Origin of the sequence: Salipiger bermudensis (assembly GCF_020171625.1) — a bacterium.
Taxonomy (GTDB): Bacteria; Pseudomonadota; Alphaproteobacteria; order Rhodobacterales; family Rhodobacteraceae; genus Salipiger; species Salipiger bermudensis_B.
The window spans coordinates 25,467-52,197 of record NZ_JAIUZY010000018.1; the positions used below are offsets into that span (position 1 = coordinate 25,467).

Here is a 26,731-nt window from a genome sequence, read left to right on the forward strand (position 1 = left end):
CCGTGCCGCAAGCGCCGAGGCGGTTGCGGGTCTTCAATTCTGTATGACAAGTTGTATTACAGATTATTTGGCGCGGTCAATACAGGATTGCGTGTGCATCGGGCGAATTCCACCAAGCACGGGGCTGGACGGCGCGCCGCGCTTTCCGGTAGCTTTTAGATCTGTGTAACAGAAAGAAGGGCCGTGCAGCGTGTCCAAGACAGGTCCAGCCGAGATGACGGCCCCGATCGCAGAGGCGCCTCCCGCCCGCACCCGCGTCGCGGTGATCGCCGACGAACTGCGGGAGGTCATCGTCAAGGGTGAGTTCGCGCCGGGCGACCGTCTGCCCAGCGAATCGGAGCTCACGCGCCGGCATTCCGTCAGCCGCACCGTCGTGCGAGAGGTCTTCGCGCAGCTGCGCTCGGAGGGGCTGATCGAGGCCCGCAAGGGATCGGGGGTCTATGTGCTCGACCCGTCGAAGGCGAAACGGCACCCGTTCTCGGATCTCGACACCGAGCGGCTGTCTGGCGTGATCGAGCTTTTCGAGCTGCGCTCCGCCTTCGAGATCCGCTCGGCGGCGCTGGCCGCGACCCGGCGCTCGGGCGCGCAGATCGACAAGATCGTCAAGGCTCAGGGCGAGGTGGCCAAGTGCTTCGAGACCGGCACCTCGACCCGGGAGGCGGATTTCGCCTTTCACTACGCCATCGCCGAGGCCTCGCAGAACAAACGCTTTCCGGAGTTCCTTTCGCTGATCCGGCCGGGGCTGGTGCCCCGAGTCGAGCTCGAACCGCGGCGCGGGCCGCCGCGCCCATATGTGCCGAACCCGGAACTGGTGAAGGAGCACGATCGGATCATCGATGCGATCATCGTCGGCGACGCCGACGCAGCAGAGCAAGCGATGAAGGCGCATCTCGAAGGCAGTCTCGAGCGGTACCGCGACCTTCTGAGGCGCAACGTCCGCTAGACAGACAGGAGATTCGCGTCCAGCGCATCTGTTTCGGCAAGCGCCTTGGCGTAGTCCGCTCGAGATGTGGCAGACGCCAAAAGCCAGAGCGGCGTGCGCCATCGCGGCCCATGGCCGGGGTCAGCCGCACGCCGCTAGATCGGGTAGCATCCGTCAATGTGGTGTAATTTCTCAGATGGCCTGAGGTCATGATCAGGCGGCTTTCGTGGTAATGCTGAGAATGGGGTCGATCTCCTCCTTGTCGATCTGGGCGAAGGCTTCGACCATCATGTAGCGGCTGGCGGTCTGCCATTCGTCGTTCTGCTCAAACAGCACGGCGCCGATCAGGCGCATGATGGAGGCCTCGTTGGGGAAGATGCCCACGACGTCGGCGCGGCGTTTCACCTCCTTGTTCAGGCGTTCGATCCGGTTCGTGGGGTGCAGCTTGGTGCGGTTCAGGCGGGGGAAGGACATGTAGGCCAGCACATTGTGCTCGCTGGTTTCCATGAGCCTACGCGGCAATTGCCACGACAACGCCGTTGCCGAGAGCTTCTTCAACCTCCGCAAGCGCGAGAGGATCAGGCGCCGCACCTACCGGACCCGCCAAGAAGCGCGTCGCGACGTGGTCGAACTACATCGAGATGTTCTACAACCCAAAGCGCAAGCACGCGCGAAACGGAATGCTGTCGTCTGTCGAGTTCGAGAGGCAGCAGAAACTGAGACATGAGGGCGTCTAAGAAACTCGGGGCTATTCATCGGACGCACCACGGCCTCCGCAACGGCCTCGGCGTCATTTGCATCGTTTTCTGCCGCTTCACAAAGGGCTTCACGTAGATCGGCGGGATGAGCCGCACTTCGTGGCCGCGTTTCATGAACTCCCGGCCCCAATAGTGCGACGAAGCGCAAGCCTCCATGGCGACGAGGCAGGGCGGGTGGTCAGCCATGAACCGGGTTAGCTGGGCCCGCGAGAGCTTCTTGCGGAATACGGGCCGTCCTGACGCTGCCGCGCCGTGAAGCTGAAAGACCGACTTTGCCAAGTCGATGCCGATGCCTGTACCTCTTCCACGGATACCTCCTCCATGCTGGTGCGTTTCAACATCACCATCTTGGCACATCGCGATGCCGTTGCGGGGTGAGGTATCCACACCATCAGTGCCCGAATTCCCTGCGGTGCGCCACGTCGTCGGGGCGGAACAGGATACTGACATCATGGTCGAATTTTGGCGCTCGGCGCTTGCGGGCGCGACGCTGACGGCGGGCCTTGCGGTGCTCGGGCAGATACCACCAAAACTCCTGCGCCATGCCTTCGTTCGAATAGATGTAGCGGTAGATCGTCTCTTGGCAGACCCGGAGCTTTGCACCTTCGTGGATCAATCGGTTGCCGATCTGCTCAGGCGTCCCGTCGACCGGCAGGCGCATGCGCAGCATGCTGCCGAGAGGGGGCCGTTCTTGATCCGCTCGACGACCTGATTTCGTAGCTGCGGATGCCGGATCAGCTTGCGCTGCCAAACACGCCGATTGGCGGCTTTCTGATGCGCGGCGGCGCCGTAGTAGCCGTCATAACCCGGCAAACACTCATCGCTGTACCAGTTCCGCTTGATCTTGCGACAGATCGTGGCTTTCGAGCGCTGCAACACGCGCGCCATCTCCCGGACAGGGGCCTTTGCCAGTTTCCAGCGTTCGATCTGGACACGTTCATTGACGCTCAGTTGCGCGTATACCGCTCCCATGGCAGACTGTCTCCATTAGATAATCAACTGTTTTCTAACGGAAGTCGCACTTGATGGTAGCGCGCACCCCCTGTGGGCCGTTATCGGCGCGCGCCCGGCCACACGGTCCTGCTCTCTGCGCAAGACTGGCACCTCTGCAACATCTGCGTCAAAGTCATAACATGCAATTGCATGTTATGACGGGATCGACTAACCCCTCCCTCAGCCAGGCCCTGCCAAGCGAACCTTTGGGGATCAGTGAAGGGAACAGGGACTATGGCCTCGATCAACACGAGAACGATATTGCTCGCCGGCACCGCAAGCGTGGCCTGCACCGCGCCGGCACACGCGCAGCAGCTCGAGGGCTATTACGCGCTCGATCCGCTGTATTTCGAACAGCTCGACAGCTTGTCCGGTGCTGCGGACCGCGCCACCTCGATGTACGTGTCGGGGCGCGAGCTTGAACATGCGCGCACCGGCGATCTCAAGGACCTGTTCTCCGGCATCGCCCCGGTCAGCGTCGGCGGCGCCATTCCGATCGCCCAGAAGATCTTCGTCAACGGCGTCGACATGCTCAATCTCGGCGTTGTGGTCGACGGGACCGCGCAGAACAACCGCACCTTCCACCACGCCACCGCGAACGCCATCGATCCCGGCCTGCTGGAGGAGGTGCGCGTCGATGCCACCGTCTCGCCCGCCGATGCCGGGCCCTACGCGCTGGCCGGTTCGGTGGTGCTCGAGACAATAGACCCCGAGCGCCTGCTGGGCGAGGAACGAAACTTCGGCGGCAATCTGCGTCTGAGCTACGGCGACAACGGCGAGACCTTCCAGCGCGCGCTGACGCTTGCGGGCCGCACCGGCGGGCTGTCGGTGCTGGGCTATGCCAAGCGCGCGGCCGGCGAGGATTATGTCACAGGTGGTGGCGACACCATGGGCGGCACCGCTGCCGATCTCGACAGCCTGCTCGGCAAGATCGCCTACGAGAGCAAGAGCGGTCATCGCCTCGAGTACTCGGGCCAGCAGCTTCGCGATGACACGTTGCGCCAGTACCGAGCCAATTTCGGTGGCGATGACACGAACCTGCGCACCTATGACACCACGCGCACCAGCTACTCGCTGCGCTACGAGAACACCGCCGCCACGGGGCTGTGGGATCCCTCGGCGCATATCGGCTACTCGGAAAGTGACATCATCATCGATTTTCCGTATGACAGCAACGGTCTGTCTTGGACCAAGTCGGCGACGTTGATGAACACGTTCAACCTCGCGACTGGCACTGTCAACGCGGGCTACGACTGGCGCGAGCGCTTCGGGGAATACGACAGCCCCGCCTATGAGACTTACCTGACAGAGCAAAGTGTCACTCAAGGCCTTTTCGCGCAGGCCCGTCTGAGTCCGACCGACGCGCTCGGCCTGTCCTTCGGCGCCCGCTACGACTGGCAGGAGTTCGAGGGCGTGACCGGCGAGGAGGTGTCTCATTCCGGTGCATCGGGCAACGTCTCGGCGACCTACGCGGTGACCGATCAGCTGACGCTGCGCGGCGGTGTCTCGTCGGTCTTCGGTGGCATCGACATCGAGGACAACTACATCTTCGAGAGATTTGTCCTGCCCTTCGACTACGGCACGCTTGATCCGTCGCGCGCCCGCAACGCCTCGCTCGGCCTCGACTGGGAGCGCGGCAGGCTCAAGCTTGGCGGTGAACTCTTCATCACCCAGATCGACAATGCCCGCAATGGCAGCGAGAATTTCGATTTCGAGAGCCGCGGCTTCAACATCGGCGCCAGCTATGGCTGGGACACCGGCTTTGCCCGCTTCACCCTCTCGAAGAGCGACACCACCGTCGACGGAGACCGGACCGACAGCTACGACCAGCTTGATTTCGGTGCCCCGCTTGGAACGGTCATGGCATTCGAGATCGATCAGGAGACCGGTATCGACGGGCTGAACGTCGGCGGCGGCATCGATGCCGCGCTCGATTACGAGATGCCCTCGGGCCTCGAGGATCTCGACGGCTACACCGTGTTCAACGCCTATGCCGAATACGTGCCGCCGCGGCTCGACAACATCACCGTGCGCGCGTCCGTCGAGAACCTGTTCGACAGGGACTACGCGGATCGCGCCACCTATGGCAACGAATACGCCGGGTTCACCCCGATCAACGAGCCGGGGCGGACGTACTCGCTCACCGTCATCAGCCGCTTCTGAGCCTCCCGCCGCGCCCGGACGCCGGGCGCGGTTCCCCGCCGGTCAGGGATAGAGCCGGATCAGCATGCGTGACAGCGCATAGGCCTCCTCGGTGCTCATCCGGGGGCCGAGCCGCGCGCGAATGGCCTCCTCGTAGACCGTCCAGAGGCGTGCGTGCAGCCCTTGCCCGGCCTCGGTCAGCGCCAGCAACTGCCCGCGCCCCGGGCCCGGCCGCGGGCTGCGGCGAATCCAGCCGGTCGCCTCGAGCCGGGCGGCATGCCGCGAGAGCGAGTATTGCGGCATGAACAGCTTGTCTTCCAGCGTGGCCATCGCGATGCCATCCGGTCCGGCGCGCTCGAGCTCGAGCAGGATCTCGTACCAGACCGGATCGTCGACGCCCTCGCCCTTGAGCGCGCGCGCGATGTCGGGGCCAAGACTGCGCTGGATCCGCATCAGATTGAACCAGACGCGGTTATACGCCATCTCGTCATAGGGATCTGCCGCGAATTCCGGGTGCCTGCTGTCTGTGCCTTGCGCGCTCACGTCGGGTCTCCAGAGATCATCCGGCATCGGGATACCCTGCCGGGGCCGGTAGGCCAAGGGTCGGCAGAGACCGCCTGTTGTGAGCCCGCGGCAAGCCCGAGACGGTCGCCACTCTGTTCGGCACCCGCACGGGCTGGCAGCCGAAGTTTGAGCCACTCCCCGTCCCTTGGACAGGATCTGGCATAATTTAAGCTACTCGTTGCACCTGCTGATCGGGTTGGTTGTTATCATTTCTCTGCCAGTAGACCAGCGCTGGAGGCTGGCCGCCCAGGGCTGAATGCGGGCGCTGGTGGTTGTAGAAGCTCATCCATTTCCGGATGGCTGCCTTTGTCTTAAAACCGGTCTCCCAGGCATGCAGGAAGACGCATTCGTATTTCGGGCTACGCCAAAATCTCTCGATGAAGATGTTGTCGAGGAAGCGGTCCTTCCCGTCCATCGATATGCGCACGCTGGACCGGCGGAGCCGATCCGTCCAGGCAAAGGAGAGGTGGCCGGGGAAATCTGAACAGCCGAGATAAGTGGATTTTCCGCGCAACAGCGGTATGATGCTGCGAGCAAGGAGAAGACCCATGGCAAGACGATCGCGCCGGAATCACGGCCCGGCGTTCAAGGCGAAAGTGGCGGTGGCAGCGATCAAGGGTGAGAAGACACTGGTCGAGCTGGCGCAGGATTTCGACCTGCACCCGAACCAGATTAAATAATGGCGAGACCAACTCTTGGAAGGTGCGACTGGCGTATTCGGCGAAGCCCCAAAGGGCGATGGCGAGCCCAAGATCGACGTGAAGACTCTGCATGCAAAGATCGGAGAGTTAACGCTTGAGAACGATTTTTTATCCGATGCGCTTGGCAAGGCGGGTCTGCTGCCGAGCGCGAAAAGATGATGGATCGGAAAGCAAAGCTCGGTTTGTCGCGCCAGGCCAGGGTCCTCGGGACCAGCCGGAGCAGCATCTACTATCAGCCCCAGCCGGTTGGCGATGCTGATCTGAAGCTGATGCACCGAATCGACCAGTTGCACATGGAATTACCATTCGCGGGCAGCCGGATGCTACAAGGTCTGCTTGTCCGGGAGGGGTTCGTCGTGGGACGCCTTCACGTCGCCACGCTGATGAAGCACATGGGCATCGAGGCCCTGTATCGCAAGCCCAACACCTCGAAACCAGCCCCGGGCCACAAGATCTACCCCTACCTGCTCAGGAACCTCTCCATCACGCGCCCCAACCCTGTCTGGGCAATGGATACTACCTACATCCCGATGGCCCGAGGTTTCATCTACCTCGCGGCGGTGGTCGACTGGGCCAAGCGCCGTGTCCTGGCCTGGCGGGTATCAATCACGCTGGATGCGAGCTTCTGCATCGAGGCGCTGGAGGAAGCCTTGGCGAAGCACAGTCAGCCCGAGATCTTCAACAGCGATCAGGGCAGCCAGTTCACATCCACCGACTTCATCAAGGTTCTGGCGGCCCGGCAGATCAAAATCAGCATGGACGGCAAGGGCGCGTGGCATGACAACGTCTTCGTCGAGCGCCTGTGGCGGAGCATCAAGTACGAGGAGGTCTACCTCCGGGCCTACGCCAGCGTCTCCGAGGCGCGCACCGGCATCGGTCGCTACATCGGCTTCTACAACGGACGCCGCCCCCATTGATCCCTTGACGGCAGGACGCCGGATCGAGCTTACTTCAACTTGCCGCTGCCCGAGCTGGCAGCGGCATAACCGAGGCGGAAAACCACTTAGAGAACTCCCGGAACCTGTTCAGACAAACCGAGCCACCTCTGCGCGGCAAACTGCTAGGAACCCAATGCCCCTATTGTGACAGCATGCTGTCGAACTCGAAGGTCACGATGAGGCCATCTAACTTCGTGTCCACGTCGAGCTTGGCGTCAAGTTCCGCTGATATCACCGCCGCGATCTGCATGCCAAGACCGCCGGTCGACAGCTCGGCGTCCTTCGACAGCCCAACACCGTTGTCCCGGCAAGTCACCAGAATGCGAGTATCCGCATTCCGCGTCACGATGACGTCGATCTGTCCGGGGCGATTGTCAGGGAACGCATGCTTGAACGCGTTCGCGACGAACTCGTTGATCAGCGTGCCAACCGCGACAGCCTGGTTCGAGGTCACTTTCGTATCGGTCACCTGACATTTTAGCGTGACGTTGTCCGGCGCAATCTGCCGGAAGTGCGACATCAGGTTTTCGATGTACCGACCGATCTCGATGATATGTCCCGCATCCGTGCGGTAGAGTTCCTGGTGGAGCATCGTGACTGCGTCGATCCTGGACCCTATCGTTGCAAGCGCCTCTGTCGTCTCCTCCGCCTTTGCGTTTCGACCCGCGAGGCGAACGAGCGACGACAGGGACTGCAGCGAGTTTTTTACTCGATGGTCTACCTCTTTCCGCAGCATTTCGGCGTGTCTGAGCATCTTTCGGAGATCGAGTTGCGCCATGACCTGGTTAGCCAAGACGCGGAGCGTGTCGCGCTGGAGTGGCGTCAGCTCCCTCGGCTCGTAGTCGAGAACGCACAATGTCCCGAGCGGTAGTCCTTCGGCTGTCTTCAAAAGCGCGCCGGCATAGAACCGCAGCCCGGGATCGCCGCAGCAGAGCGGGTTGTCGGACATTCTCTGATCCAGCAACGTGTCGTGGATTTCGACAAACTCATCCTCCAGAATGACGTGCGAGCATAGCGACGTGGCCAAAGGCGTTTCGCGCACACCGAGGCCTGTTTCGGCCTTGAACCACTGCCGCTCGGCATCGATGAAATTGATCACGGAGATCGAGGTGCCGCAGGCGGCGGCGGCAAGCTGCACGATGTCATCGAATTCGCGTTCCCGCTCGGTTTCGAGGATTTCGTAAGCGTAAAGCGCGGCGAGGCGTTCGGTTTGCTGAGGATGGGATGGGGCAACGGACATGTAAGGTGGCGCTAAATCAACTCAGTGTTTCTTGCTATAACACATTATTGGATGATGAAAACTCGCAGAGAGCCTTTGAAGATGGCGCTTCCATCACGCGATCGATGCATTTTCGTTCGGCGGCGTCTGCTTGAGCGATTCAAATCAAATTCATTCTAAGGACAAGAAGTGGACTTTCGTGAAGCCGCAGCGAAAGCGCACTTGTTCGCGGAGCTGACCTCGGTGTGCCAGACCTTGCTGCACGATGCCACGGATGGCCGGTTTGGGGAAGCTGCGCTGCAGCAAAGCCAGCTTGGCGAATGTCCGGAGAGGGCCGAAGGGAGACATGGCAGCACCTCCAGTCGTGTCTTCCGACACCGCTCCTCGGTCTTATCCGGGCGGTGCTCTGACCGGCCGTTACTGCAGCTGTGCTACCATGCCCCCACGCCCGGTCTTCACCGCGCCAAGAACATCTCCACGAAGCGGCTTGCGGGGCGGCTGCGGAGCTCGACCGGGGGGCCGACCTGCTCGATCCGGCCCATGGACATCACCACCACCACGTCCGCCAGCTCCATCGCCTCGTCCTGGTCGTGCGTGACGAAGACCGTGGTGAGCCCGGTGCTGTCGTGGATCTCGCGCAGGCCCTGGCGCAGGTCCTTGCGGACCTTGGCGTCGAGCGCGCCGAAGGGCTCGTCCAGCAGCAACATGCGCGGGTCGATCGCTAGCGCCCGCGCGAGGGCAACGCGCTGGCGCTGGCCGCCGGACAGCTGCGATGGATAGCGCGGCCCGATGTCCGGCAGCTGGATGAGGTCCAGCAGGCGTAGCACGCGCCGGTCGATCTCGGCCTTGGTCGGGCGGCTGCGGCGGGGGCGGGCGCGCAGCCCGTAGGCGATGTTCTCGAACACCGTCATGTGTCGGAAGAGGGCGTAGTGCTGGAACACGAACCCCGCGCGCCGATCCTGTACCCTGAGGCCGGTGGCATCCTGCCCGTCGAAGCGCACGCGCCCCGCGCTCGGGATCTCGAGCCCGCCAAGGATGCGCAGCAGCGTGGTCTTGCCGGACCCCGAGGGGCCAAGCAGCGCCACCAGCGCCCCGGACGGGATGGTGAGGGACACCGGGTGCAGCGCGGTCTGGGCGCCGAAGCTCTTGGTGAGGTCTTCGATGTCGATGTTCATGGATTCGGTCCTCTCAGTGACGGCGGGTGGCGGCCAGCAGGTCGGCGTGGCGCCATTCCAGCAACGATTTCAGGGCAAGCGTGACGAGGGCCAGCAGCGCAAGCGCGGCGGCAAGGCTGAAGGCGGCGGTGGCGAGGTACTCGTTGTAGAGCATCTCGACCATGATCGGCATGGTGGTGGTCTCGCCCCGTATCTTGCCCGAGACGACGGCCACGGCGCCGAATTCACCCATCGCGCGGGCATTGCACAGAAGCACGCCATAGAGCAGCGCCCAGCGGATGTTGGGCAGGGTCACGGTGCGGAAGGCGCGCCAGCCCGAGGCCCCGAGGGTCAGCGCCGCCTCTTCCTCGGCGCGGCCCTGTTCGATCATCACGGGGATGAGCTCGCGGGCCACGAAGGGGAAGGTGACGAAGAGGGTCGCCAGGATGATGCCGGGCAGGGCGAAGACGATCCGCATGTCATGGGTGATCAGCCAGCCGCCAAGGGTGCTGTTGCTGCCGAAGAGCAGCACCAGTGCCAGCCCTGCCACCACCGGCGAGACCGAGAAGGGCAGGTCGATGAGCGTCACCAGAAACGCCTTGCCGCGGAAGTCGAAGCGGGCAATGGCCCATGCGGCGGCGATGCCGACAGCGGCATTGAGCGGCACAGTGATCACTGCCACCAGCAGCGTCAGGCCGATGGCCGAGCGGGCGTCGGGCTGGGCCAGCGCCTGCAGCGCCGCGGGCAGGCCGTCTGCCAGCGCCTCGGAGAACACCGCGGCGAGGGGGGCGAGCAGCAGTACGGCGACCAGCGACAGCACCAGCAGGATCACCAGAAAGCGCACTCCGCGTGGCTCGGTGGTGACGGGAACAGGGTGGACGACATCAGACATTCACGGATCTCCTGGCGTGCCGGGGCCAGTGGGGACACCGGGGCCTCCGATGGATGGCGTCCTGCACCGCCATCGTGGTGAGGAACCCGCCAAGCGTTGCGGGCCCGCCGAGCGCCCATGCAAGCAGCACCCACCCCCATCCAGCGCCGGACGCGCCGACAAAGGATGCTATGGCAAGGCCGCAAAGCCCGCAGGCGATGGCGAGGGCGATCCCCGATCCCGGGGCGGGGCGATGGGGGTCAGGCATGTCCGGTCCTCCGTCTGGTCCCGGTCTGGATGAGGTTGAGGGCAAGCAGCATGGCAAACGAGATCATCAGCATGGCGATCCCGATCGCGGCAGCGGCGTCGTAGTTGTATTCCTCGAGCCGGATCACGATGAGCAGCGGCGCGATCTCGGTCTCGAAGGGCAGGTTACCGGCGATGAAGATCACCGAGCCGTATTCTCCGACCGACCGCGCCAGTGCGAGCGCGAAGCCGGTCAGAAGGGCCGGTGTCAGGGTCGGCAGCACCACCCGCCGCAGCGTCACCGCGCGGGAGGCGCCAAGGGTGGCCGACGCTTCCTCGAGCTCGGGGTCGAGCTCTTCGAGCACCGGCTGCACGCTGCGCACCACGAAGGGCAGTCCGATGAAGATCAGCGCCAGCCAGATGCCCGGCTCGGCATAGGCGACCCGCACCGGCAGGAGCTGCCCGAAGGCGCCGTTCGGGGCGTAGAGCGCGGTCAGCGCGATGCCTGCCACCGCCGTGGGCAGCGCGAAGGGCAGGTCCACCGCCGCGTCGATGAGGCGGCGCCCCGGAAATCGGTAGCGCACCAGCACCCAGGCCAGCAGCAGGCCGAAGACCAGGTTGACCAGTGACGCGATCAACGCTGCCCGGAACGACAGCCCCAGCGCGGCCCAGATGCGCGGCGTGTTCACCATGCCCCACAGCTCTGTCGGGCCAAGGGCGATGCCCCGCCCCAGCAGGAAGGCGATGGGCAGGAGCACCACGGCGGACAGCGCCGCCATGGTGATGCCGAAGCCGAGGCCAAAGCCCGGCAACGGCGAGGGTGCGACGAAGCGGTGGGTGGCCATGTCATCTGCCCTCGTAGATCTGGTCGAAGATCCCGCCGTCACCGAAGAACCTCGGCTGCGCCTCGGCCCAGCCGCCGAATTCGTCGATGGAGATGCGGGTCAGCTGCGGGAAGCGGTCCAGCTCGTCCTGCGGCACCTTCGAGGTGTCCCAGGCGCGGTAGTGATGCCGGACCGCCAGGGCTTGCGCCTCGGGGCTGTAGAGCTGCCGAAGGTAGGCGAAGGCGGCCTCGCGCTGTGCATTGGAGGTGATGTTGCCATCCACCACCGTCACCGGCGGCTCCGCCAGCATGGAGATCGACGGCACCACAATGTCGAAGGCATTCTCGCCCTGTTCCTCGAGCGCGAGGAAGGCCTCGTTCTCCCAGGCCAGCAGCACGTCGCCGAGGCCGCGCTGCGCGAAGGTGTTGGTCGCCCCGCGCGCCCCGGTGTCGAGCACCGGCACGTTGGCAAAGAGCTGCGCCATGTAGTCGCGCGCCTGCGCCTCGTCTCCGCCGTAGGCGTCGAGCGCCCAGGCCCAGGCCGCGAGGAAGTTCCAGCGCGCGCCGCCCGAGGTCTTGGGGTTGGGGGTGATGACCTCCACGTCCTCGGCCACGAGGTCACCCCAGTCGGTGATGCCCTTGGGGTTCCCGTCCCGCACCAGGAACACGATGGTCGAGGTATAGGGCGCCGAGTTGTGCGCAAGCCGGCTCTGCCAGTCCTCCGGGATTTTGCCGGTGCGTGTCGCGATGGCGTCGATGTCGGCGGAGAGCGCCAGCGTGACCACCGACGCCTCGAGCCCGTCGATGACCGCGCGGGCCTGTCCGCCGGACCCGCCATGGGACTGGCGCAGCGTCAGCCGGCCATTGCCCTCGGCCTGCCACCAGTCGGCAAACCAGGCATTGTACTCGCGGTAGAATTCCCGCGTCGGATCGTAGGACACGTTGAGGATCTGGACCTCTTCCTGCGCGCGGGCACCGGGAGCGGTGGTCGCGGCGAGGCCGGCGGCGATCAGTGCGAGGATCGCGCGGCGATGGAACGGCGTGCCGGCGGTTGTCTGGCTTCTGGGCATGCGGATTTCCTTTGCGTCACCCTGTCGGTTTCGTGTCAGGCGGACGGGGCAGAGCCGGCCTCATGGGCCGGGGAGACCGCCAGCGTCGCCTGACACCTAAATATCGACAGGGTTAGTCGTGTATTGCAAAAGCAAATCCGTGGCGTTTTTATCCGCCGCGGTGGAAGATTATTCTCCGGCGCCGGGCCCGGGCAGGGCAAACCGCTCGAGCGGATCCAAGTCCTGCTGAAGATCGGCAAGCGTGAGGGATTCGATCATCAGGATGTAGGTGGCATAAAAGTCGCCGAAAACCGCCCGTACGCGGCAGGTCGCCTCGTCGCAATCGGCGCATTTCTGGTAGGCCCGCCGTGACAGGCAGGGCAGGGGCGCCAGCGGTCCGTCGATCAGCCGCAGGATCTCAGCCAGAGACACCAGCTTCGGCTCCTTGATGAGGACGTAACCGCCGTTGCGCCCGCGGCGGCTTCCGATCAGCCCGGCGCGTTTGAGATCCAGAAGGATGTGCTCGAGGAACCGCTTCGGGGCGCCGGAGCGGTCCGCGACCTCCTCGATCCGAAGGGCGGCGGCGTCTCCGGCGGCTTCGTCTGCCAGCACCGTAAGGGCCTTGAGCGCGTACTTGGTCTTGTGGGTGATCATCGGTCACGAAGCCTTGGTCCTGGGGCGGGCCCATTCAATCTACAGGCAAAAAAGCCGTGAAGCGAGCCTTAACCGATAAACACGATAAAAGCGGTCGACATTTAGGTGAATTGTGCCATGCTCTGGTCGACTCAGGGCCGGGTGGCCCGGATGGACCAGGGAGGGACCATGCCGTTCGACCGCATCGACCTTAAGATCCTCGACTTGCTGCAGCATGACGCAACCATGCCGGTGGCGCGGATCGCCGACCGCGTGGGCCTGTCGCAGACCCCCTGCTGGAAGCGCATCCAGAAGCACGAGGAGGCGGGCACGATCCGTGGCCGCGTCGCGCTGCTCGACCCCGACGCGTTCGGTCTGGGGGTGACAGCCTTCGTCTCGCTCGAGACGGCCGAGCACAGCGCTGCGTGGCGGTCGGCGTTCCTCAGGGCGGTGGACGAGATCGAGGCCATCCGCGACGTCTACCGCATGGCGGGATCGTACGATTACCTGTTGCGCGTGGTGGTTCCGGACATGGCCGCCTTCGACCGGTTCTACGAGGCACTCACCTCGGCGGTGACGCTGAGAAAGGTCGAGACGGTCTTCGCCCTCGAGCGGCTACGCGACCGCACGACGCTGCCGCTGGGAACGGTGGAGTAGGCATGAGTGGATGTTTGCAAACAGTACGCTGGCAGGTCTGATAGTGATATCTCAGAAAGGTATTCTTCCGGTAAAACGGGACGTCAGTCGGTAAACCCGAGCTTGGGACGCTCAGGAAACGACACTCCGCATCGGACTCCCGCCTCTTCGCCATCGTCGAGAATTGCTTGTCGCCCGCATGGCCGCCGAGCACAGCGCTGCCAAGATTGCGCAAGCCTTTGGCTCATCCGTTCGCGCGGCCAGTGATTGCAAGCCGGGCTACCACGCTTGCTCACACCAGGGGCTGGCGGACCGCTTGGTCGGCCAGCCAGCCACAAATCACGCTTTCACAATGAGTTTCTTACCGCTGTGCGTCCCGTCGAAAAGAGTCATGAATGTATTGGGCAAACTGTCGAAGCCCTCTAGGAGGTCTTCGCGATACGTGATCTCTCCATTCACCACCAATGGTGTCATCTCGTCGAGGAACTCGGGCATGAGGTGCATGACGAAAGGTGTCGCGAACGCCTTGATGTCGACAAAGCGGTAGTGGATCAGGGAGATCAGGCGCGGCAGGTAGTTGGGCCCCGCGGGCGGCTCCGTCTCGCTGTAGTCGGAGATTGTTCCGCAAATCACCATCTTTGCGTTCGTGTTGAAATGCTCCATCAGTACCGGAAATATGGGCCCGCCAACGTTTTCGAAAAGCGCGTCGATCCCTTCAGGTAGAGCGCGCCTCACTTGCTCCTCGAAGTCTTCAGCCTTGTAGTCGATGGCCGCGTCCACCCCGAGCGTGTCCTTGAGGTAGGCAACCTTATCCTTGCCACCAGCGACGCCGACGACGCGCAGCCCACGCCGCTTGCCCAGTTGGACAGCCATCGATCCGACGGAACCCGCAGCGCCGGTGATGACCAGCGTGCCGCCGGCCTTGAACTCATGCACATTCGTCATGCCGTACCAGGCGGTGAACCCGGTCAGGCCGAGGGGGCCAAGCGCTGTCGGAAGCGGAGCCGTGTCGGGATCTAGTTTGCGCAGGTCAGAGCCGTCAGAGATGGCATAATCCTGCCAACCCGACCAACTTTGCACGTAGTTCCCGGTGGCAAACCCCGGATGCCGGCTCTCCTCGATCACTGCGACAGTCGGTCCTCCCATCGGAGCGCCGATATCGATGACCGGCCACTCTGACGAGCCATTCCCCATCAGGTTCCGCTGATAGGGATCGATCGAGAACAGGATGTTGCGAAGCAGGACTTCTCCTTCCGCCGGTGACGGCACGGCGTCTTCGATAAAGGCAAAGTCACTACGTCTGGCTGCGCCCTCGGGGCGTGCTGCGAGGGTGAACTTGCGATTTGTGGCGGGCATAACGGTCTTTCCATTTTGTAACGGTCATTATTTAATGGCCGTTACAAAACTGGACACGCGTCGTCAAGCGTTTCATAATGATCGTTATGAATGGAAACTGGTGATGACTATGGGGCGCAAACGCACCTTCAACGTAGAGCAGGCGCTTGATGCCGCGCTCGCGGTCTTCTGGCGCAAGGGCTACGAGGGAACGTCCTACGCCGACCTCGTTGCGGCAACCGGTCTCGAGCGTCCCTCGCTATACTCCGCCTTCGGCAACAAGGAAGCCCTCTTCCTTCGGGCCCTCACGCGATATACCGAACATTACGCCGACTACGTCTCGAAGGCGCTGGAACTGGCAACATCGATAGAGGTCGCGAAAGCGGTGCTCTTCGGCGCGGTCGAGCTCAGCACGCGCTATGACGACAGAATGGGATGCTTCGGTCTCAACGGAGGGTTGGCGGGCTCTGACGAGGCCGAACCTGCCAGACGGGCGCTTGTCGCATGGCGTGCCGAGGGCGAGGCCGCGTTGCGACATCGTTTCGAGCGCGCGCAAGAAGAAGGTGACCTGCCGCCCGATACCGACTGCGAGACCCTCGCTGCCTATGTGCTCGCTCTGGCCCACGGCATAGCCGTTCAGGCCAAGGCCGGATTTCCATGCAAGACCTTGATGGCCGTGGCGCAGCAGGGACTCGAGGGATGGCCGGGCAGAAGGGACAGTTCGACTCCGTAAGGCAGCGTGCCTCGCCAAGGTCTACGCGAAAGGGCTCCTCCCGGATCAGCGCCGCGTCCCGTGTCGCCTCCAAGGTTAGAGTATGGAATTCAACAGGGCTATTGTTGCAACGCCGATGGCCATCGTCAGCGGCAAGCTCCGCGACCAGAGTGCGACACCCAGCGAGACCAAGGCAGCGCCCCATTCCGGGGGGCCTGCCGGGGCGAGCGTGATCGCAAGAAGCGCCGCGATCATGCAGCCGGGCAGTGCGTTCAGGCCCACGGCCCAAGGCCCCTTGGACGGCAGCCGTGAGCCGATCAGATAACCGACCCCACGTATCGCGGCTGTCCCGGCAATCAATCCGGTGATGACGATGGCGTGATCAGTCATGGGATCGCACCCCGGCATACGCAGCCCCGACGATCGCCCCGAAGAGCAGGCCCCACGAAGGATCAAAAGGCAGCACGAGGCTCCAGAGCGCTGCAACGGATGCAGAGATCATCCACGGAGCAAGATCGCCACGCCGCTGCCAGAGGCTCGTTAGCAATAGGATGAAAGCCGCCGTGAAGGCGAAATCCATGACGCCGGTACCAAGGTCGGGGATATTTCCGGAGAACGCAGCCCCGGCGGTCGTCGCCGCCACCCACGCCAGGAAGAGACTGACACCGGCCCCCAGCAGATAATGATATCCCGCCGGGACACCCCGATTGCGCGCTGCGTGCATCAACACCCAGTTCTCGTCAGCCGTCAGGTGTAATCCCAACACGATCTGCCACAAGGGCCTTCCCCCCAATTCGTCCCGAAGGGAAGCAGTCATCAGCAGCAGCCGAAGGTTGAGCGCAAGCCCGGCCACCAGTGCGATCATGGCGCCAGCACTAGTCCCAAGCCGCTCCAGCGCGACGATCTGGCCGGCCCCGGCAAAGACAAAAGCGCTCATGAAGCCTGTCATCGCTGCGGACAGGCCCTGGCCCGCTGCGAGGATGCCGAATGCCAAGCCGTAAATGCCGACCCCGAGAGAAATCGGGATCGCATCGCAGAGACCAGAGCGAAAAGCGTCATGCCGGGTCTGTTCTGGAAGGGCGCTGCAGGTCATGCTTTTCATCCCATGATGAACGATGTTCGATTAAATGAACGTGAAAGTTTGTTTGTCAAGGCGAACGAAAATATTCTATATCGAACACATGACACTGAATGACCTCATCGCAGCCGCAGTCCGCCGAGAGCGGGAAATGGCCAACCTGTCTCTCTCGGCATTGGCGGCACAAGCCGGGCTGGCGAAGTCGACGCTGTCGCAACTGGAAGCGGGCAAAGGCAATCCCAGCGTTGAGACCATGTGGGCGATCGCAACTTCGCTCGGGATCCCCGTAAGCGCGCTTTTCGAGGGGGCATCGCAGGAGCGCACTTTGATCCGCGCACACGACGGGACAGCCATGCGTTCGGAGCAGTCCGACTACGCAGTGGTGCTGCTGAACAGGGGGAACGCCGATCAGCGGCGTGATTTGTTCCGCGTTACTCTGGCGGCAGGTGCTATCCGGCATTCCGAACCGCATCCGCCGGGCACGGTCGAACACGCTGTCGTCTGCCAGGGGCAGATTGAACTCGGCCTTCCGGACGAGATCGTGAAACTTTCCGTCGGCGATTACTTCCGGTTTCCCGGAGACGTCGCGCATTCCTACGCCGCGCCTGAAGGGCCAGCTCTGCTGATGCTCGCCACCGACAGCCGCCGTTAAGACCAATTGAGGTAAAGGTCGGCTCTGTCCTGCACTCCTGACCTTGAAGCATACGCGGCCGACGTCTGCGCACGGCCCTTCGTGCCGGGCATTTTTTAGACTACGGTCGTCCGCCCGTTCGCTGCGGTCTGCGGACCTTCGAACCAAGCGCAGCGGATGTCCGGTTCGAGCCCTTCTACGACATCCAATTTCCTTATTCTTGACTGCCGCCACCCGCATCCGACGCAAGCTCACGCATGATCTGGGCCATCTCTTCCAGACGACTGGCAGTCAGGCGGCTGCTTGGCCCGGCGAGCCCGAAGCCCGCGCGGACTTCTCCGTCGTCGCGCCAAGGAACGGCGACGCAATTTAGGCCGGGAGACCAGTTCTCGCGGTCGAGGGCTTGGCCGCGTGTAGCTATGGTGCCAATCTCGGCTTCAATCCCGGGGCCGATGCGGTGCGCGTGAACCTCGAACATTCGGCGGCGAAGAGCCGGGAGGAATGCGAGGAAAAGAAGACCGATGGCTGAGCCCGCCATTGGGAGGCGCTCACCACGTTGGCTTGAGGCTCGGAGCGTGCGTGGGCTCTCTATCGCATCGAGAAAGAAGACTTCGTCGCCAGAGGGCACAGCGAGGAAAACCGTCTTACTGGTGCGGGCTGCCATCTGCTCGAGCGTGGGACGCAAACGGCGGCGCAAGGCATCGTCGTCGCCCACCACGCGGGCGAGGTTCAGGATGCGATCCCCAAGGTGATAGCGCATGTCGCCGGGGCGACGGCGGATGTAACCGGCGTCCTGTAGTGTCCTCAGAATATTGTGAGCGGTCGTCGTCTTGAGGCCCGTCTTGGCCGCAATTTCTCCGAGCGGCGCAGCGCCGCCTGCGTGGGCAACAGCGTCGAGGATCTCAAGCGCGCGGGTGATCGACTGGATCATTGGCCGTTAAAGTTCCACATGAATGAAGTTTTGATAAAATATTGATAGATTTTCTATTTATACCAGAACTTTCCGGAACAGAGCTGGTCATGCTCCTGTTGGCCCTGTGACTGCCGCAGCGCGGCATCGCAAAACGGAGACAAATATGACACGGACTATGATCGCAAGGGCCACACCCAAAGCCGGGCAAGCCGAAAGACTGGCAGCGCTGGTGGAGACGCTGGCGGAACAGGTGCGCCGCGAGGCTGGTAACATTCGCTTCGAGGCCTTTGCCGAAGACGGCGGTGCAGTGGTGATGCTTGAGGAATACCGCGACGACGACGCCTTCAAGACGCACCTCGTCCAGCCCCATACCCAAGAATTCAACGCAGCGCTCGAGGAAGTGGCGACAGGAGGCGCGTCAACCGTGACCGACCTCGCCAGCCTTGCCAGCGAGCAGTTCGCCTCGCCCGGCATTCGCGGGGTTGATCACGCGGGCCTAACGGTGCCCGACATCGATGCGGCGACCCGTTTCCTGTCCGAAGCCTTCGGGGCCGTCACGCTTTACGACGTGCTGCCGGCAGACGGCCCCGACATGGAAGGCGAAGGTCCGGAAGCCGAACTCGGCCTCTCTTCGGGCACACGGATCACCCACATGCGCCTCGTCCGGATCGGGAATGGGCCCTGCCTCGAGCTTTTCCGGATGAAGGATGGGGCGCAATCCGATCCTGCAAGCCTTCAAGATCTGGGGCTTACACACCTCGGCCTCTACGTTGACGACATAGATGCGGCCTGCGCCGCCTTCACCGCGGCCGGAGGCACATTGCTGAAGGGGCCGCATCCGCTTGCCAATAACGAGGACAAGGTCGGCAATGCGGGCATTTACGGCCGCGCCCCATGGGGCACGCTGTTCGAACTCCTGAGCTATCCCGGCGGTATTGACCTGCCTGCGGATGCCGTGGCGCCCCGCTGGACCCCACATCCCTGAAGGAACCACACAATGATCAAGATGACCATGCTGCTCAAGCGCAATCCAGAGATCGACCACGCCGCTTTCGTGCGGCACCATCGCGAAACGCACGGTCCTCTCTTCCGCTCGATCCCCGAAGCGCAGACTCATGTGCTGCGCTATATACAGACCCACCCGGTTGATGGCGACTTACCCGTTCCGCAGGCCAATTTCGACGGCACCGCCGAGATCTGGTTCGACAGTCCCGAAGGCATGCGAGCCGTGCTCGGCTCCGAGACCTACGAGCAAAAGGTCTATCCGGACGAGAGGACCTTTCTCGACCATGAGAACACGCTGATCCTCGTGGGGTTGCAGACCGAGATCATAGAGGACAAGGGATAGCAGGATCATGGGCCTTGAATGCGGGAGCCAGCGTAAGGAAAAAGTCCGCTTTGTCCGCCCTGCTGACCTTCTTGGCCCGTCTGGATGCTGCATCGCGGCGCTTGGTCGTGCGAAGGTCGTGAGGCTTACAACGCCCCTGGCCTTGCTGTTGGCGCCTAATACTGCAACCTTGCCTGCGAGTGCATTCGGTCCGAATGATCGCGATGCAAGCGCGCCCGACCGCGCAGGGAAACCAGAGAATGACCTACATTTCCTTTCAGCGCCAAATTGACAGCTACTGTCTCAGCATCACTGCAATGCGTGCGTGCCATCTCGATGCTCTGCATCGCCTTTCAGCTTGTGTGGGCTGGCCTCACCGTCGGTCCGACTGGGCGGCGAACCTGGAGACAGGCATCGGGATTGTTGCGGTCGACGAAATGCAGCGCGTGCATGGCTCGGCAATGTGCTTTCCCTACGGCGATGGCGCCGCCGCGGTCGGCATGGTTATCGCAAATCCAAAGCTCCGCTCCTCGGGTCTTGCCGATATGTTGGCACGTGAGGCCGTAGAACGCAGTGGCGGCCCAAGGGCATTCCTCAATGCCTGCCAGGGCGACGTACTTTTCTATCGCGGGCTCGGCGCGAAACGAGGTGAGCCGGTCTTCAAGTACGAAGGTGTGCTGAAGGTCGACTTGATTGCCTTTGCCCCGATCCGGGATTTCGCCCCTGGAGATTTTTCCAAAGTGCTGGAGCTCGACCAGATGTCCTACGACGCCGACCGGACTGCGGTTTTGTCGGGACTGCTGGCGATATCGGATATTCGAGTGATCGAGCGTGCGGGGAAAGTGGTCGGCTTCGCAATGCGGCGAAGGTTCGGACGGGGGTACGTCATCGGGCCGATCACGGCGGAGCTCGGAAGCGATGCAGTCGCGCTCGCAACGTCCCTGCTGGCCGATCTCAAGGGCCAGTTTGTCCGGCTTGATACGCGCCACACTGACGGGGTTTTCCAACAATTTCTCGGGTCCTTAGGGCTTCGCTGCAAACCCGATGTGGTGACAATGACATTTGGGCAGAACTCTCGGATCGGATCGCCCACCAGCTACGCACTTTCGAGCCACTCGACAGGGTAGAACGGCGACAGACGCGGCGCAGGCCTCGTTCAATCATCCATCATGAAGGACGTTGGAAGGATCCCGCGACGCTCGATGCTTTCTTGGAGACATCAGCAGTACCGCAGCCATGCCAAGGACCGGGCGCATGGCAGCTTTCAGCCATGCGCCCGCGACCGCTCAGCCTTTCGAGGGCCGGGAAAGCTCGGTGAAGGCACACCAGTCACGATGGTCCCAGCCTCTGGCAATCGCCTTCTGCATCTTCTCGATAATGATTGGGGCAAAGTCGAGAGAGCCCGAGGTCGCGGCGGATGCGTCGTTCATCAGCTTCACATCCTTTAGTCCGGCGGTGAGTTCGAAGCCGACATTCTCCGAGAAGTCCCTATCGCGAATTTTCGCAGCATACATTTTCAGGGTAGGGTTGGCGTAGCTGCTTTCGAACAGCCGGCCGTAGAAGGCACGGTCAATGCCGACCGCGTCGCCATAGGCATAGATCTGGCCCATGAGCTCCATGCTCGACACGGCGAAGTAGTTGACCGAGAGCTTCGCGTAATTTGCGAGGCCGGCGCGCTCGCCGAGGCGCATCGTGGTCGCCGAATAGCTCTCGCAGACCGGCATGCAGCGCGCCACCGCGGTGTCGTCCCCCGACAGGAGGGAGATCAACTTCCCGGCCTCGGCCGAGTCCGGACGCCCGACGACTGCGGCGGAGACGAAATGGCAGCCCTTCTCGTGGTGCAGCTCAGCCATCTCTTGTGCCAGTTCTGGTGAGATGGTGGTTGCACACATGTGGATGGTACCGGGCTTCATGCCTGCGAGGATGCCCTCCGGCGAGGTGACGATGTCGCGCACGGAGGTGTCGTCCATCAGACTCGTGACAATGATCGAGGCCTCAGCTGCGGCATCGCGGGGTGTTTCGGTAAGGCGCCCGCCCGCATCGACAAAAGGCTGCGCCTTGGAGGCGGTACGGTTGTAGACAACCAGATCGAAACCGGCCCGCTGGATGTTGTGCGCCAGGCCGGAGCCCATCTTGCCGAGGCCAAGCACCGCCACCGTTTCATCGCTCCCAAGGCGTTCAGGCGCGCCGTTCATGGACTGGGTCAGACTGCGTAACCATTGCGCCGCCTCCATATCGCCGTCGAGCTGAAGATCGCCGACCTCGAGTGCGCGTGCCATGACCGAAGCATCGCCCGATTTCATTGCGCGGAACGCGGTGGCCGCGTTTTTCCATGTCATCGTCACGTCCGCATCGCCGCTGGCACCAGATTTGCTGAACACAGCGCCATCGCTGAAGACAAACAGCCTGCCGGCCTTGTTATCCGCGGTCCGGATGCGGACCGAGGTGGTGCGCCCCCGCAGGAGCGCGCGGGTTGCATCGTTGCCTCGCGACGCAGCGCGCAGTTTCCGTGAGAGGATGAAGAGGAGAAGATCGAGTTTCATAGTATCGGGTCCTTGCGGGAAGAATGATGTCTTGAAGAGAAAATATGAGCTATGCTCAGATTTCCCTACTCGCTTTCCCGGTAGCCGGCGTAACTCAGGTGTCGTGATGAAAAGTACTGATACTTATCGAAAAATCCCGAGGCAGGCACGGGCCCTGGCAAGTGTTGACGCCATTCTCGAGGCCGCTGCTCGGATTCTGCAGGGGGGTGATGGTAGGTTCACCACCAATGCCGTGGCTGAGCGCGCCGGGGTCAGTATCGGCACGCTCTATCAGTATTTTCCTGACAAGAACGCCATCTTGATCGCCCTGGCGCGACAGGAGCTTTCCCTCACAGGGTCAGCGGTTACCGACAGCCTTTCTCAACGCGAAACAGGATGTGAGCTGGACGAGCGTCTGAGGCTTGCCATTCGGGCGCTCATCGAAGGGTTCCATGGCCGACAGAGAACCCGCAAGGCCCTGATCGAGGCACTTATTGCAAACGGCCTGTCGGAAGAGCTGACCCGCCCCGTGGATGAAGCGATGCAGGACGTTCTTTCAAATGCGCCGAGATTGCCAAGTGGCACGATACCCAAAGTGCGCCCGGTGACAGCCTTTGTTGCGACGCGCGCAATTGTAGGTACCCTGCGCGCAGCGATCATGGAGGAGTCCTCCTTCATCGGGTCTCCCGAGTTTGAGGACGAGTTGGTCAGACTGGCGCATACGCTGCTGAATTCGTCACACTGACATGAACGGCCAAGCGGTACGGCGTCTTGATGGCCGATGAAGTGCCCATGCTCATCACCGAGCGCGCCTATTCCTCGCCGATCTGGTACAACCACACGTGAGCTCCTCGGTGGAATTCCTTCGGGCGCAGGTGCCCGGAGGACCGCCCGCACCCCCTTGTTGCGTTGCGGCGAACGGCAGAAAGGTCCCGCCCAGCCGACCTTCAGCCTCCGAAAATGCTGCGCGATGGACGAATGGCCGGTATGGTGAAGCCGCACCGCGGCGATCGGCGAGGGGCTGAACGGCAGGTTGGGGCTGGGAGCGAGGGAAAGGCAGGTTACGGACACACCTGCCGCCATTGACCCTTTCTACGTTTGGTGCCGTTCGGGCAGATGCTAAGCGGCTCTCGCTCGTTAAGGTGTGCCGCGCGGCTCTGGGCACGCTGCCGCCCCTACGCACTGGTCAGGTTCCTTCTCGTCGCTAATGCGAAAAGAACATTCATACGGCGCAGACAAGGTCAGGTAGGTAACGGCGGTTGCCTGCTCCCGCAACCAACTTCCGCGAAAATCGCAGAACCACGCACGGCGCCGAGATCCTCCGGCGCCGATTTGCGTAGCATCTCCAGCAGATTGCCCTCGATGGTCAGAAGATGCGCCTTCGCCTCATCGTCCCAATCGACCTCAATCCGGTCGACCAGCTCATGCAGCTCGTCGGCCGCTCGACCGACAACGCTCTCCTCTGAGAGGCTCGCCGCCAGGCTCGCGACCATCTCCTGATAGAGCTCGGGCAGCCCCTCGGGCAGCTCGATATCCGGCGGGACGATCTCGTCGCGGGTGGCCGCGAGGCGCGCGAGGTCGGCATCGATCTTCTGAAGCTCGGCGACGAGCGACTCCGAGCCCAGCCCCTGCTTCGCCAGGGCGACCAGGTTGCGTTGTTCCACCTCCAGCTGCCGCACCCGCGCGTCGTGAAGACGCAGCGTATCGTCCGCGGTGCTCTGGCCTGCCTTCAGTTGGTGATGCACGCGATCCCGGAATCGTGCGTAGGCCTCGGGCTTCATCAGGTCGGCCTTCAGGGCCGACAGGATCAGGGGCAGGGCGACGCTCTCCCTGAGGCCCCGGAAGCCCGTGCAGACGCTCGGGCCCTTCTCCTTGGCGTCGGCGCAGTAATAGGTCTTGTATTTGCCGGCCCCGGAGACGGTCATCCGTCCGCCACAGAGCCCGCAGTGCAGGAGCCCCGACAGCAGATACTTCCGGCGCCGGAGCGTCTGGCCCGATGACAGGCGGTTCCGGTCGGTGGTGGGCACCTTGGACCGTCGCCTCGTCTGCGCCGCCTGGCGCGCCTTCACGGCGTCCCAGAGGTCCTGATCGACGATCCTGAGCTCGGGCACCTCGAATACGTGCCACACGCTCTCTGGGTTCAGCGTCGAGCGCTTCTTCTCGGTTTGGTGGTGCTTCGTGTAGGTCAGCCGGTTCCAGATGCGGGTCACGACATAGAGTTCGTTGTTCAGGATGCCGGTGCCGCGCGCGCGGTTGCCGTTGATCGTGTTCTGCTTCCAGTGCCCCGACGACTTGCGCTTCGAGCCCACCGACGGAGAGGCGATCCCTTCCTCGTTGAGGCGACTGGCGATCTTGATGGGCGACAGGCCGGCGGCGTAGTCGCGAAAGATGCTCCGCACGACCGCGGCTTCGATCTCGTCGATGGCCAGTGTGCCCTTCACCGGGGCACAGCGCTCGTCGGTGCCGGGGCGGTATCCGTAGATACGACCGCCGCCGCTCAGACCCTTCAGCACCTTGCCCTCGATGCCGCGGCGCACCTTGTCCGAGAGCTCCTCGAGGAACATGGCGCTCATCATCGACGAGAGCCCCAGCGTGAGCGCATCCACCTTGCCGCGCCCGACCGTGTGGATCTCGACCCGCGCGGTCTTCGCGGCCTTGTAGAAGCCGGCCAGGTGCTCCTGGTCGCGGGAAATCCGGTCGAGGGACTCGGCAAGGACGATGTCGAACCTCCCCTGGTGGAGCGCGTCTGACAGGCGCGTGAAGTCCGGCCGGGTCCGGCCCGCCGTGCCGCTGACCGCGCTGTCCGAGAAGCGCTCGACGATCGTCCAGCCTTGCTGCCTGGCGTAGCGCTCCGCTTGCCGGAACTGGTCCTCGACCGACATCGGATTCTGCAAGTCGGTCGAGTAGCGGGCGTAGAGCGCGACGCGGCGGGGGGCTTCGAGGGATGTGATCATTGGCGGGGCTCCCGGGCGGCGTAGAGGCTGTCGTCATCGTCCGCTTCGGCGCAATCAGTCTCTCTGAGAAGGGCGTCGAGATTGACCTTGTGCTCGGCGAAGCACAAGTCCGCCCCGTGCTGCCGGCAGAACCGGGCGAACGCCTGAACCCGTTCGGGATCGCGCGAGATGCGCGCCAGATCCGTCGCGATGACGGCCTGCGCTTCGCCGCCCGCAATGCGCACCCGCAAGATCGTCAGGCCGGGGGCGTCACGCATCCCGCTAACCCCGTTGTCGACGACGACGCCGAGGATACGCCACCCGCGCGCTTCGGCGTAGCCGATGCAGAGCCGACGCTGTTCGGCGATGGCGGCTACGCCCGCGCTTGCCGCGCGCAGGTAGAGAAGGGCGGTGGTCTGGGCAGTCATGGTCATTCCGTCTTTGGTCTGTCGAGCGCAAGGCGCTGTTGAATCTTGTGTCTCAGGAGAATGAGGACATCGTATGGCCGCAATCTCGAGTAGAGTGGAAACATCGCGTCAGGCGTTGCGTCCTTTGCCTCCCGCTCCTGCGAGAGCTTGCGGACTGCGGCTTCTGCGAGAAGGTCGATCAGTCTGTCGAGCGGCATCGGCGGAGTCCTTTCCTGTTCGGGCAATGAACAACCGACACGGCGGACGCCCACCCGAGTCCCCGCACACAGGTGGCCGAAAAGCGCCCGCGGGTCTCACGCGGGCGCGTCTCATTCAGCGGAGCAGCAGCGCCGCGTGCACCAGCAGCAGCAGAACGATCGCGGCGCGCACGATCAGAAACTCTTGGCGGCGCACCCAGAAGCACGCGCGGCGGTGGCAGCGGGACATGTCTGAACTCAACTTATTTCAGGTCAAATAAAATAACGCTGAACCGATGGTCGAGCGTAGTGTGCTTTCGGAGGGAATAGGTTTGCGGAATTTTTCCACGATCACTTGGCAATGAGCTCGACCTAAAATATAACTCCAGCCAAGTGTTTCGGGCGAGGTTTAGGTCGTGTTCAGAAAGAAGGTATCGTATCAGTGCATACTGCAAGAGGACCAGTATCGGAGAGTTTCGTTCGAGAGTGAGAAGTATAATGCGGCTTGGTTAGAGCGCGATCGATATGTCATTTATCGAAGAGCTAAAGAAATAGAGCTTTCCTTCTTGCCGTTCTACGGTCTCCAAATAGAGGGCGAGGGGGTTCTGGACGGTCCATTTGAAGTCAAAGAGATAACATTTGATATTGTGCATTCGAAGTTCATCTTATTATACGCCAAGCGGAACTGGCGCGGTAGCATTGTTGGTGGAAATTTGGATAATAAGCAAATTATGGAGATAATAGACAAGGAAGAGGAGCGCGATAGCTTCTTAAAGAACTGTGAGTCATATAGGTATGATGGAAGAATATTGGTGGGCGGCTTCAACTATCTCCCTCACTATTTATGTGACCCAGACGAGTAGGGTTGCGAACAGTTTCGCTTCAAGCGAGCGATTTGCCCTCGAATAGGCGTTGTTGCAGAACTCTCGCCATGAAGGATTCACATTACGAATCCATGCAGTTAGACGGGCGGCATGAGCAAGCCCGAGCCCGCCCGCTACCGCACCACCAACTGGTCTGACTACAA

27 protein-coding genes and 5 pseudogenes are annotated in these 26,731 nt (G+C 62.6%); 12 read left to right on the top strand and 20 right to left on the bottom strand.

The features are described 5' to 3' along the window. The first annotated feature begins 214 nt into the window (after positions 1-214). On the top strand, positions 215-943 hold the full coding sequence (locus LCM15_RS21020; RefSeq protein WP_224859792.1) for a FadR/GntR family transcriptional regulator: 729 nt from the start codon (positions 215-217) through the stop codon (positions 941-943). Between the two features lie 192 nt (positions 944-1,135). Here the strand turns inward: LCM15_RS21020 and LCM15_RS21025 are convergent. After that, positions 1,136-1,417: pseudogene (locus LCM15_RS21025) on the bottom strand (transposase); the annotation flags it as partial. Positions 1,418-1,424: 7 nt separating this feature from the next. Between LCM15_RS21025 and LCM15_RS21030 the strand changes: the two are divergent. Continuing rightward, a pseudogene (locus LCM15_RS21030) lies at positions 1,425-1,659 on the top strand (IS3 family transposase); the annotation flags it as partial. 19 nt (positions 1,660-1,678) lie between these two features. Here the strand turns inward: LCM15_RS21030 and LCM15_RS21035 are convergent. The 3 genes and pseudogenes from LCM15_RS21035 to LCM15_RS21045 all read right to left on the bottom strand — a co-directional run. After that, a pseudogene (locus LCM15_RS21035) lies at positions 1,679-2,037 on the bottom strand (IS110 family transposase); the annotation flags it as partial. Between the two features lie 34 nt (positions 2,038-2,071). Beyond that, positions 2,072-2,341, bottom strand: coding sequence for a hypothetical protein (locus LCM15_RS21040; protein WP_224859793.1), 270 nt, complete (start codon positions 2,339-2,341; stop codon positions 2,072-2,074). After that, a complete protein-coding gene (locus LCM15_RS21045) occupies positions 2,293-2,652 on the bottom strand; it encodes a helix-turn-helix domain-containing protein (protein ID WP_224859794.1) in 360 nt (119 codons plus the stop codon). The genes LCM15_RS21040 and LCM15_RS21045 overlap by 49 nt, the downstream gene beginning before the upstream one ends. A 255-nt stretch (positions 2,653-2,907) precedes the next feature. Between LCM15_RS21045 and LCM15_RS21050 the strand changes: the two genes are divergently transcribed. Beyond that, positions 2,908-4,836 (top strand): TonB-dependent receptor plug domain-containing protein, encoded by a 1,929-nt coding sequence (locus LCM15_RS21050; protein ID WP_224859795.1) that lies wholly within the window; start codon positions 2,908-2,910, stop codon positions 4,834-4,836. A gap of 42 nt (positions 4,837-4,878) precedes the next feature. Here LCM15_RS21050 and LCM15_RS21055 read toward each other — a convergent pair whose 3' ends face one another. Both LCM15_RS21055 and LCM15_RS22920 read right to left on the bottom strand, forming a co-directional pair. Continuing rightward, complete coding sequence (locus LCM15_RS21055) at positions 4,879-5,298, bottom strand: MarR family winged helix-turn-helix transcriptional regulator (RefSeq protein ID WP_224859817.1); 420 nt, start codon at positions 5,296-5,298, stop codon at positions 4,879-4,881. A 247-nt stretch (positions 5,299-5,545) separates the two neighbouring features. Beyond that, positions 5,546-5,929 carry an integrase core domain-containing protein gene (locus LCM15_RS22920; RefSeq protein WP_412103310.1) on the bottom strand — a complete coding sequence of 128 codons (384 nt, stop codon included), beginning with the start codon at positions 5,927-5,929 and terminating at the stop codon, positions 5,546-5,548. Here LCM15_RS22920 and LCM15_RS21065 point away from each other — a divergent pair. Continuing rightward, positions 5,928-7,066 (top strand): annotated as a pseudogene (locus LCM15_RS21065) (IS3 family transposase). The gene LCM15_RS22920 and the pseudogene LCM15_RS21065 overlap by 2 nt on opposite strands. A 91-nt stretch (positions 7,067-7,157) precedes the next feature. Here LCM15_RS21065 and LCM15_RS21070 read toward each other — a convergent pair. The 6 genes from LCM15_RS21070 to LCM15_RS21095 form a co-directional block, all read right to left on the bottom strand. Beyond that, the gene (locus LCM15_RS21070) at positions 7,158-8,258 is read right to left on the bottom strand and encodes a sensor histidine kinase (RefSeq protein ID WP_224859796.1); all 1,101 of its coding nucleotides are present in this window, start codon (positions 8,256-8,258) and stop codon (positions 7,158-7,160) included. 434 nt (positions 8,259-8,692) lie between these two features. After that, positions 8,693-9,412, bottom strand: a complete 720-nt coding sequence (locus LCM15_RS21075; RefSeq protein ID WP_224859797.1) for a sulfate/molybdate ABC transporter ATP-binding protein — start codon at positions 9,410-9,412, stop codon at positions 8,693-8,695. Between the two features lie 13 nt (positions 9,413-9,425). Next, the gene (gene cysW, locus LCM15_RS21080) at positions 9,426-10,283 is read right to left on the bottom strand and encodes a sulfate ABC transporter permease subunit CysW (protein ID WP_224859798.1); all 858 of its coding nucleotides are present in this window, start codon (positions 10,281-10,283) and stop codon (positions 9,426-9,428) included. Between the two features lie 239 nt (positions 10,284-10,522). After that, positions 10,523-11,353 carry a sulfate ABC transporter permease subunit CysT gene (gene cysT, locus LCM15_RS21085; RefSeq protein WP_224859799.1) on the bottom strand — a complete coding sequence of 277 codons (831 nt, stop codon included), beginning with the start codon at positions 11,351-11,353 and terminating at the stop codon, positions 10,523-10,525. A gap of 1 nt (position 11,354) precedes the next feature. After that, positions 11,355-12,401: a sulfate ABC transporter substrate-binding protein gene (locus LCM15_RS21090; RefSeq protein WP_224859800.1), complete on the bottom strand. Its 1,047-nt coding sequence runs from the start codon at positions 12,399-12,401 to the stop codon at positions 11,355-11,357. A gap of 168 nt (positions 12,402-12,569) precedes the next feature. Further along, positions 12,570-13,034 carry an RrF2 family transcriptional regulator gene (locus LCM15_RS21095; protein ID WP_224859801.1) on the bottom strand — a complete coding sequence of 155 codons (465 nt, stop codon included), beginning with the start codon at positions 13,032-13,034 and terminating at the stop codon, positions 12,570-12,572. A 117-nt stretch (positions 13,035-13,151) separates the two neighbouring features. On the opposite strand from LCM15_RS21095, the gene LCM15_RS21100 reads away from it, so the two are divergent. Beyond that, positions 13,152-13,670, top strand: coding sequence for an Lrp/AsnC family transcriptional regulator (locus LCM15_RS21100; protein ID WP_224859802.1), 519 nt, complete (start codon positions 13,152-13,154; stop codon positions 13,668-13,670). A gap of 318 nt (positions 13,671-13,988) precedes the next feature. Here the strand turns inward: LCM15_RS21100 and LCM15_RS21105 are convergent, their stop codons facing one another. Continuing rightward, entirely contained in the window at positions 13,989-15,005 is a 1,017-nt protein-coding gene (locus LCM15_RS21105; protein WP_224859803.1) for an NADP-dependent oxidoreductase, read from the bottom strand. A 34-nt stretch (positions 15,006-15,039) separates the two neighbouring features. Between LCM15_RS21105 and LCM15_RS21110 the strand changes: the two genes are divergently transcribed. Further along, positions 15,040-15,717: a TetR/AcrR family transcriptional regulator gene (locus LCM15_RS21110; RefSeq protein ID WP_224859804.1), complete on the top strand. Its 678-nt coding sequence runs from the start codon at positions 15,040-15,042 to the stop codon at positions 15,715-15,717. A 75-nt stretch (positions 15,718-15,792) separates the two neighbouring features. Here LCM15_RS21110 and LCM15_RS21115 read toward each other — a convergent pair whose 3' ends face one another. Together LCM15_RS21115 and LCM15_RS21120 are read right to left on the bottom strand one after the other, a co-directional pair. Next, positions 15,793-16,086, bottom strand: a complete 294-nt coding sequence (locus LCM15_RS21115; RefSeq protein WP_224859805.1) for an AzlD family protein — start codon at positions 16,084-16,086, stop codon at positions 15,793-15,795. Next, the gene (locus tag LCM15_RS21120; RefSeq protein WP_224859806.1) at positions 16,079-16,789 is read right to left on the bottom strand and encodes an AzlC family ABC transporter permease; all 711 of its coding nucleotides are present in this window, start codon (positions 16,787-16,789) and stop codon (positions 16,079-16,081) included. Before LCM15_RS21120 ends, LCM15_RS21115 begins: the two co-directional genes overlap by 8 nt. Before the next feature lie 34 nt (positions 16,790-16,823). On the opposite strand from LCM15_RS21120, the gene LCM15_RS21125 reads away from it, so the two are divergent. Further along, the gene (locus LCM15_RS21125) at positions 16,824-17,426 is read left to right on the top strand and encodes a helix-turn-helix domain-containing protein (protein WP_224859807.1); all 603 of its coding nucleotides are present in this window, start codon (positions 16,824-16,826) and stop codon (positions 17,424-17,426) included. A 193-nt stretch (positions 17,427-17,619) separates the two neighbouring features. Here the strand turns inward: LCM15_RS21125 and LCM15_RS21130 are convergent, their stop codons facing one another. Next, complete coding sequence (locus LCM15_RS21130; RefSeq protein ID WP_224859808.1) at positions 17,620-18,336, bottom strand: IclR family transcriptional regulator; 717 nt, start codon at positions 18,334-18,336, stop codon at positions 17,620-17,622. 145 nt (positions 18,337-18,481) lie between these two features. On the opposite strand from LCM15_RS21130, the gene LCM15_RS21135 reads away from it, so the two are divergent. The 3 genes from LCM15_RS21135 (at position 18,482) to LCM15_RS21145 (ending at position 20,772) form a co-directional block, all read left to right on the top strand. Next, on the top strand, positions 18,482-19,303 hold the full coding sequence (locus LCM15_RS21135) for an antibiotic biosynthesis monooxygenase (protein WP_224859809.1): 822 nt from the start codon (positions 18,482-18,484) through the stop codon (positions 19,301-19,303). Positions 19,304-19,315: 12 nt separating this feature from the next. Beyond that, on the top strand, positions 19,316-19,666 hold the full coding sequence (locus LCM15_RS21140) for an EthD domain-containing protein (RefSeq protein ID WP_224859810.1): 351 nt from the start codon (positions 19,316-19,318) through the stop codon (positions 19,664-19,666). A 239-nt stretch (positions 19,667-19,905) separates the two neighbouring features. Beyond that, on the top strand, positions 19,906-20,772 hold the full coding sequence (locus tag LCM15_RS21145) for a hypothetical protein (RefSeq protein ID WP_194138021.1): 867 nt from the start codon (positions 19,906-19,908) through the stop codon (positions 20,770-20,772). A 159-nt stretch (positions 20,773-20,931) separates the two neighbouring features. Here the strand turns inward: LCM15_RS21145 and LCM15_RS21150 are convergent, their stop codons facing one another. After that, the gene (locus LCM15_RS21150; RefSeq protein ID WP_224859811.1) at positions 20,932-22,188 is read right to left on the bottom strand and encodes an NAD(P)-binding domain-containing protein; all 1,257 of its coding nucleotides are present in this window, start codon (positions 22,186-22,188) and stop codon (positions 20,932-20,934) included. Positions 22,189-22,294: 106 nt separating this feature from the next. Between LCM15_RS21150 and LCM15_RS21155 the strand changes: the two genes are divergently transcribed. Together LCM15_RS21155 and LCM15_RS22925 are read left to right on the top strand one after the other, a co-directional pair. After that, on the top strand, positions 22,295-22,912 hold the full coding sequence (locus tag LCM15_RS21155) for a TetR/AcrR family transcriptional regulator (RefSeq protein ID WP_224859812.1): 618 nt from the start codon (positions 22,295-22,297) through the stop codon (positions 22,910-22,912). 20 nt (positions 22,913-22,932) lie between these two features. Next, positions 22,933-23,013: pseudogene (locus LCM15_RS22925) on the top strand (DUF3604 domain-containing protein); the annotation flags it as partial. A 395-nt stretch (positions 23,014-23,408) separates the two neighbouring features. On the opposite strand, the gene LCM15_RS21165 reads toward LCM15_RS22925, so the two are convergent. The 3 genes from LCM15_RS21165 to LCM15_RS21175 all read right to left on the bottom strand — a co-directional run. Then, on the bottom strand, positions 23,409-25,121 hold the full coding sequence (locus LCM15_RS21165; RefSeq protein ID WP_224859813.1) for a recombinase family protein: 1,713 nt from the start codon (positions 25,119-25,121) through the stop codon (positions 23,409-23,411). Then, positions 25,118-25,528 carry a recombinase family protein gene (locus LCM15_RS21170; protein WP_224859814.1) on the bottom strand — a complete coding sequence of 137 codons (411 nt, stop codon included), beginning with the start codon at positions 25,526-25,528 and terminating at the stop codon, positions 25,118-25,120. The genes LCM15_RS21165 and LCM15_RS21170 overlap by 4 nt, the downstream gene beginning before the upstream one ends. 1,018 nt (positions 25,529-26,546) lie before the next feature. Then, positions 26,547-26,731: hypothetical protein (locus LCM15_RS21175; protein WP_224859815.1), on the bottom strand; the 185-nt coding region annotated here is incomplete at its 5' end.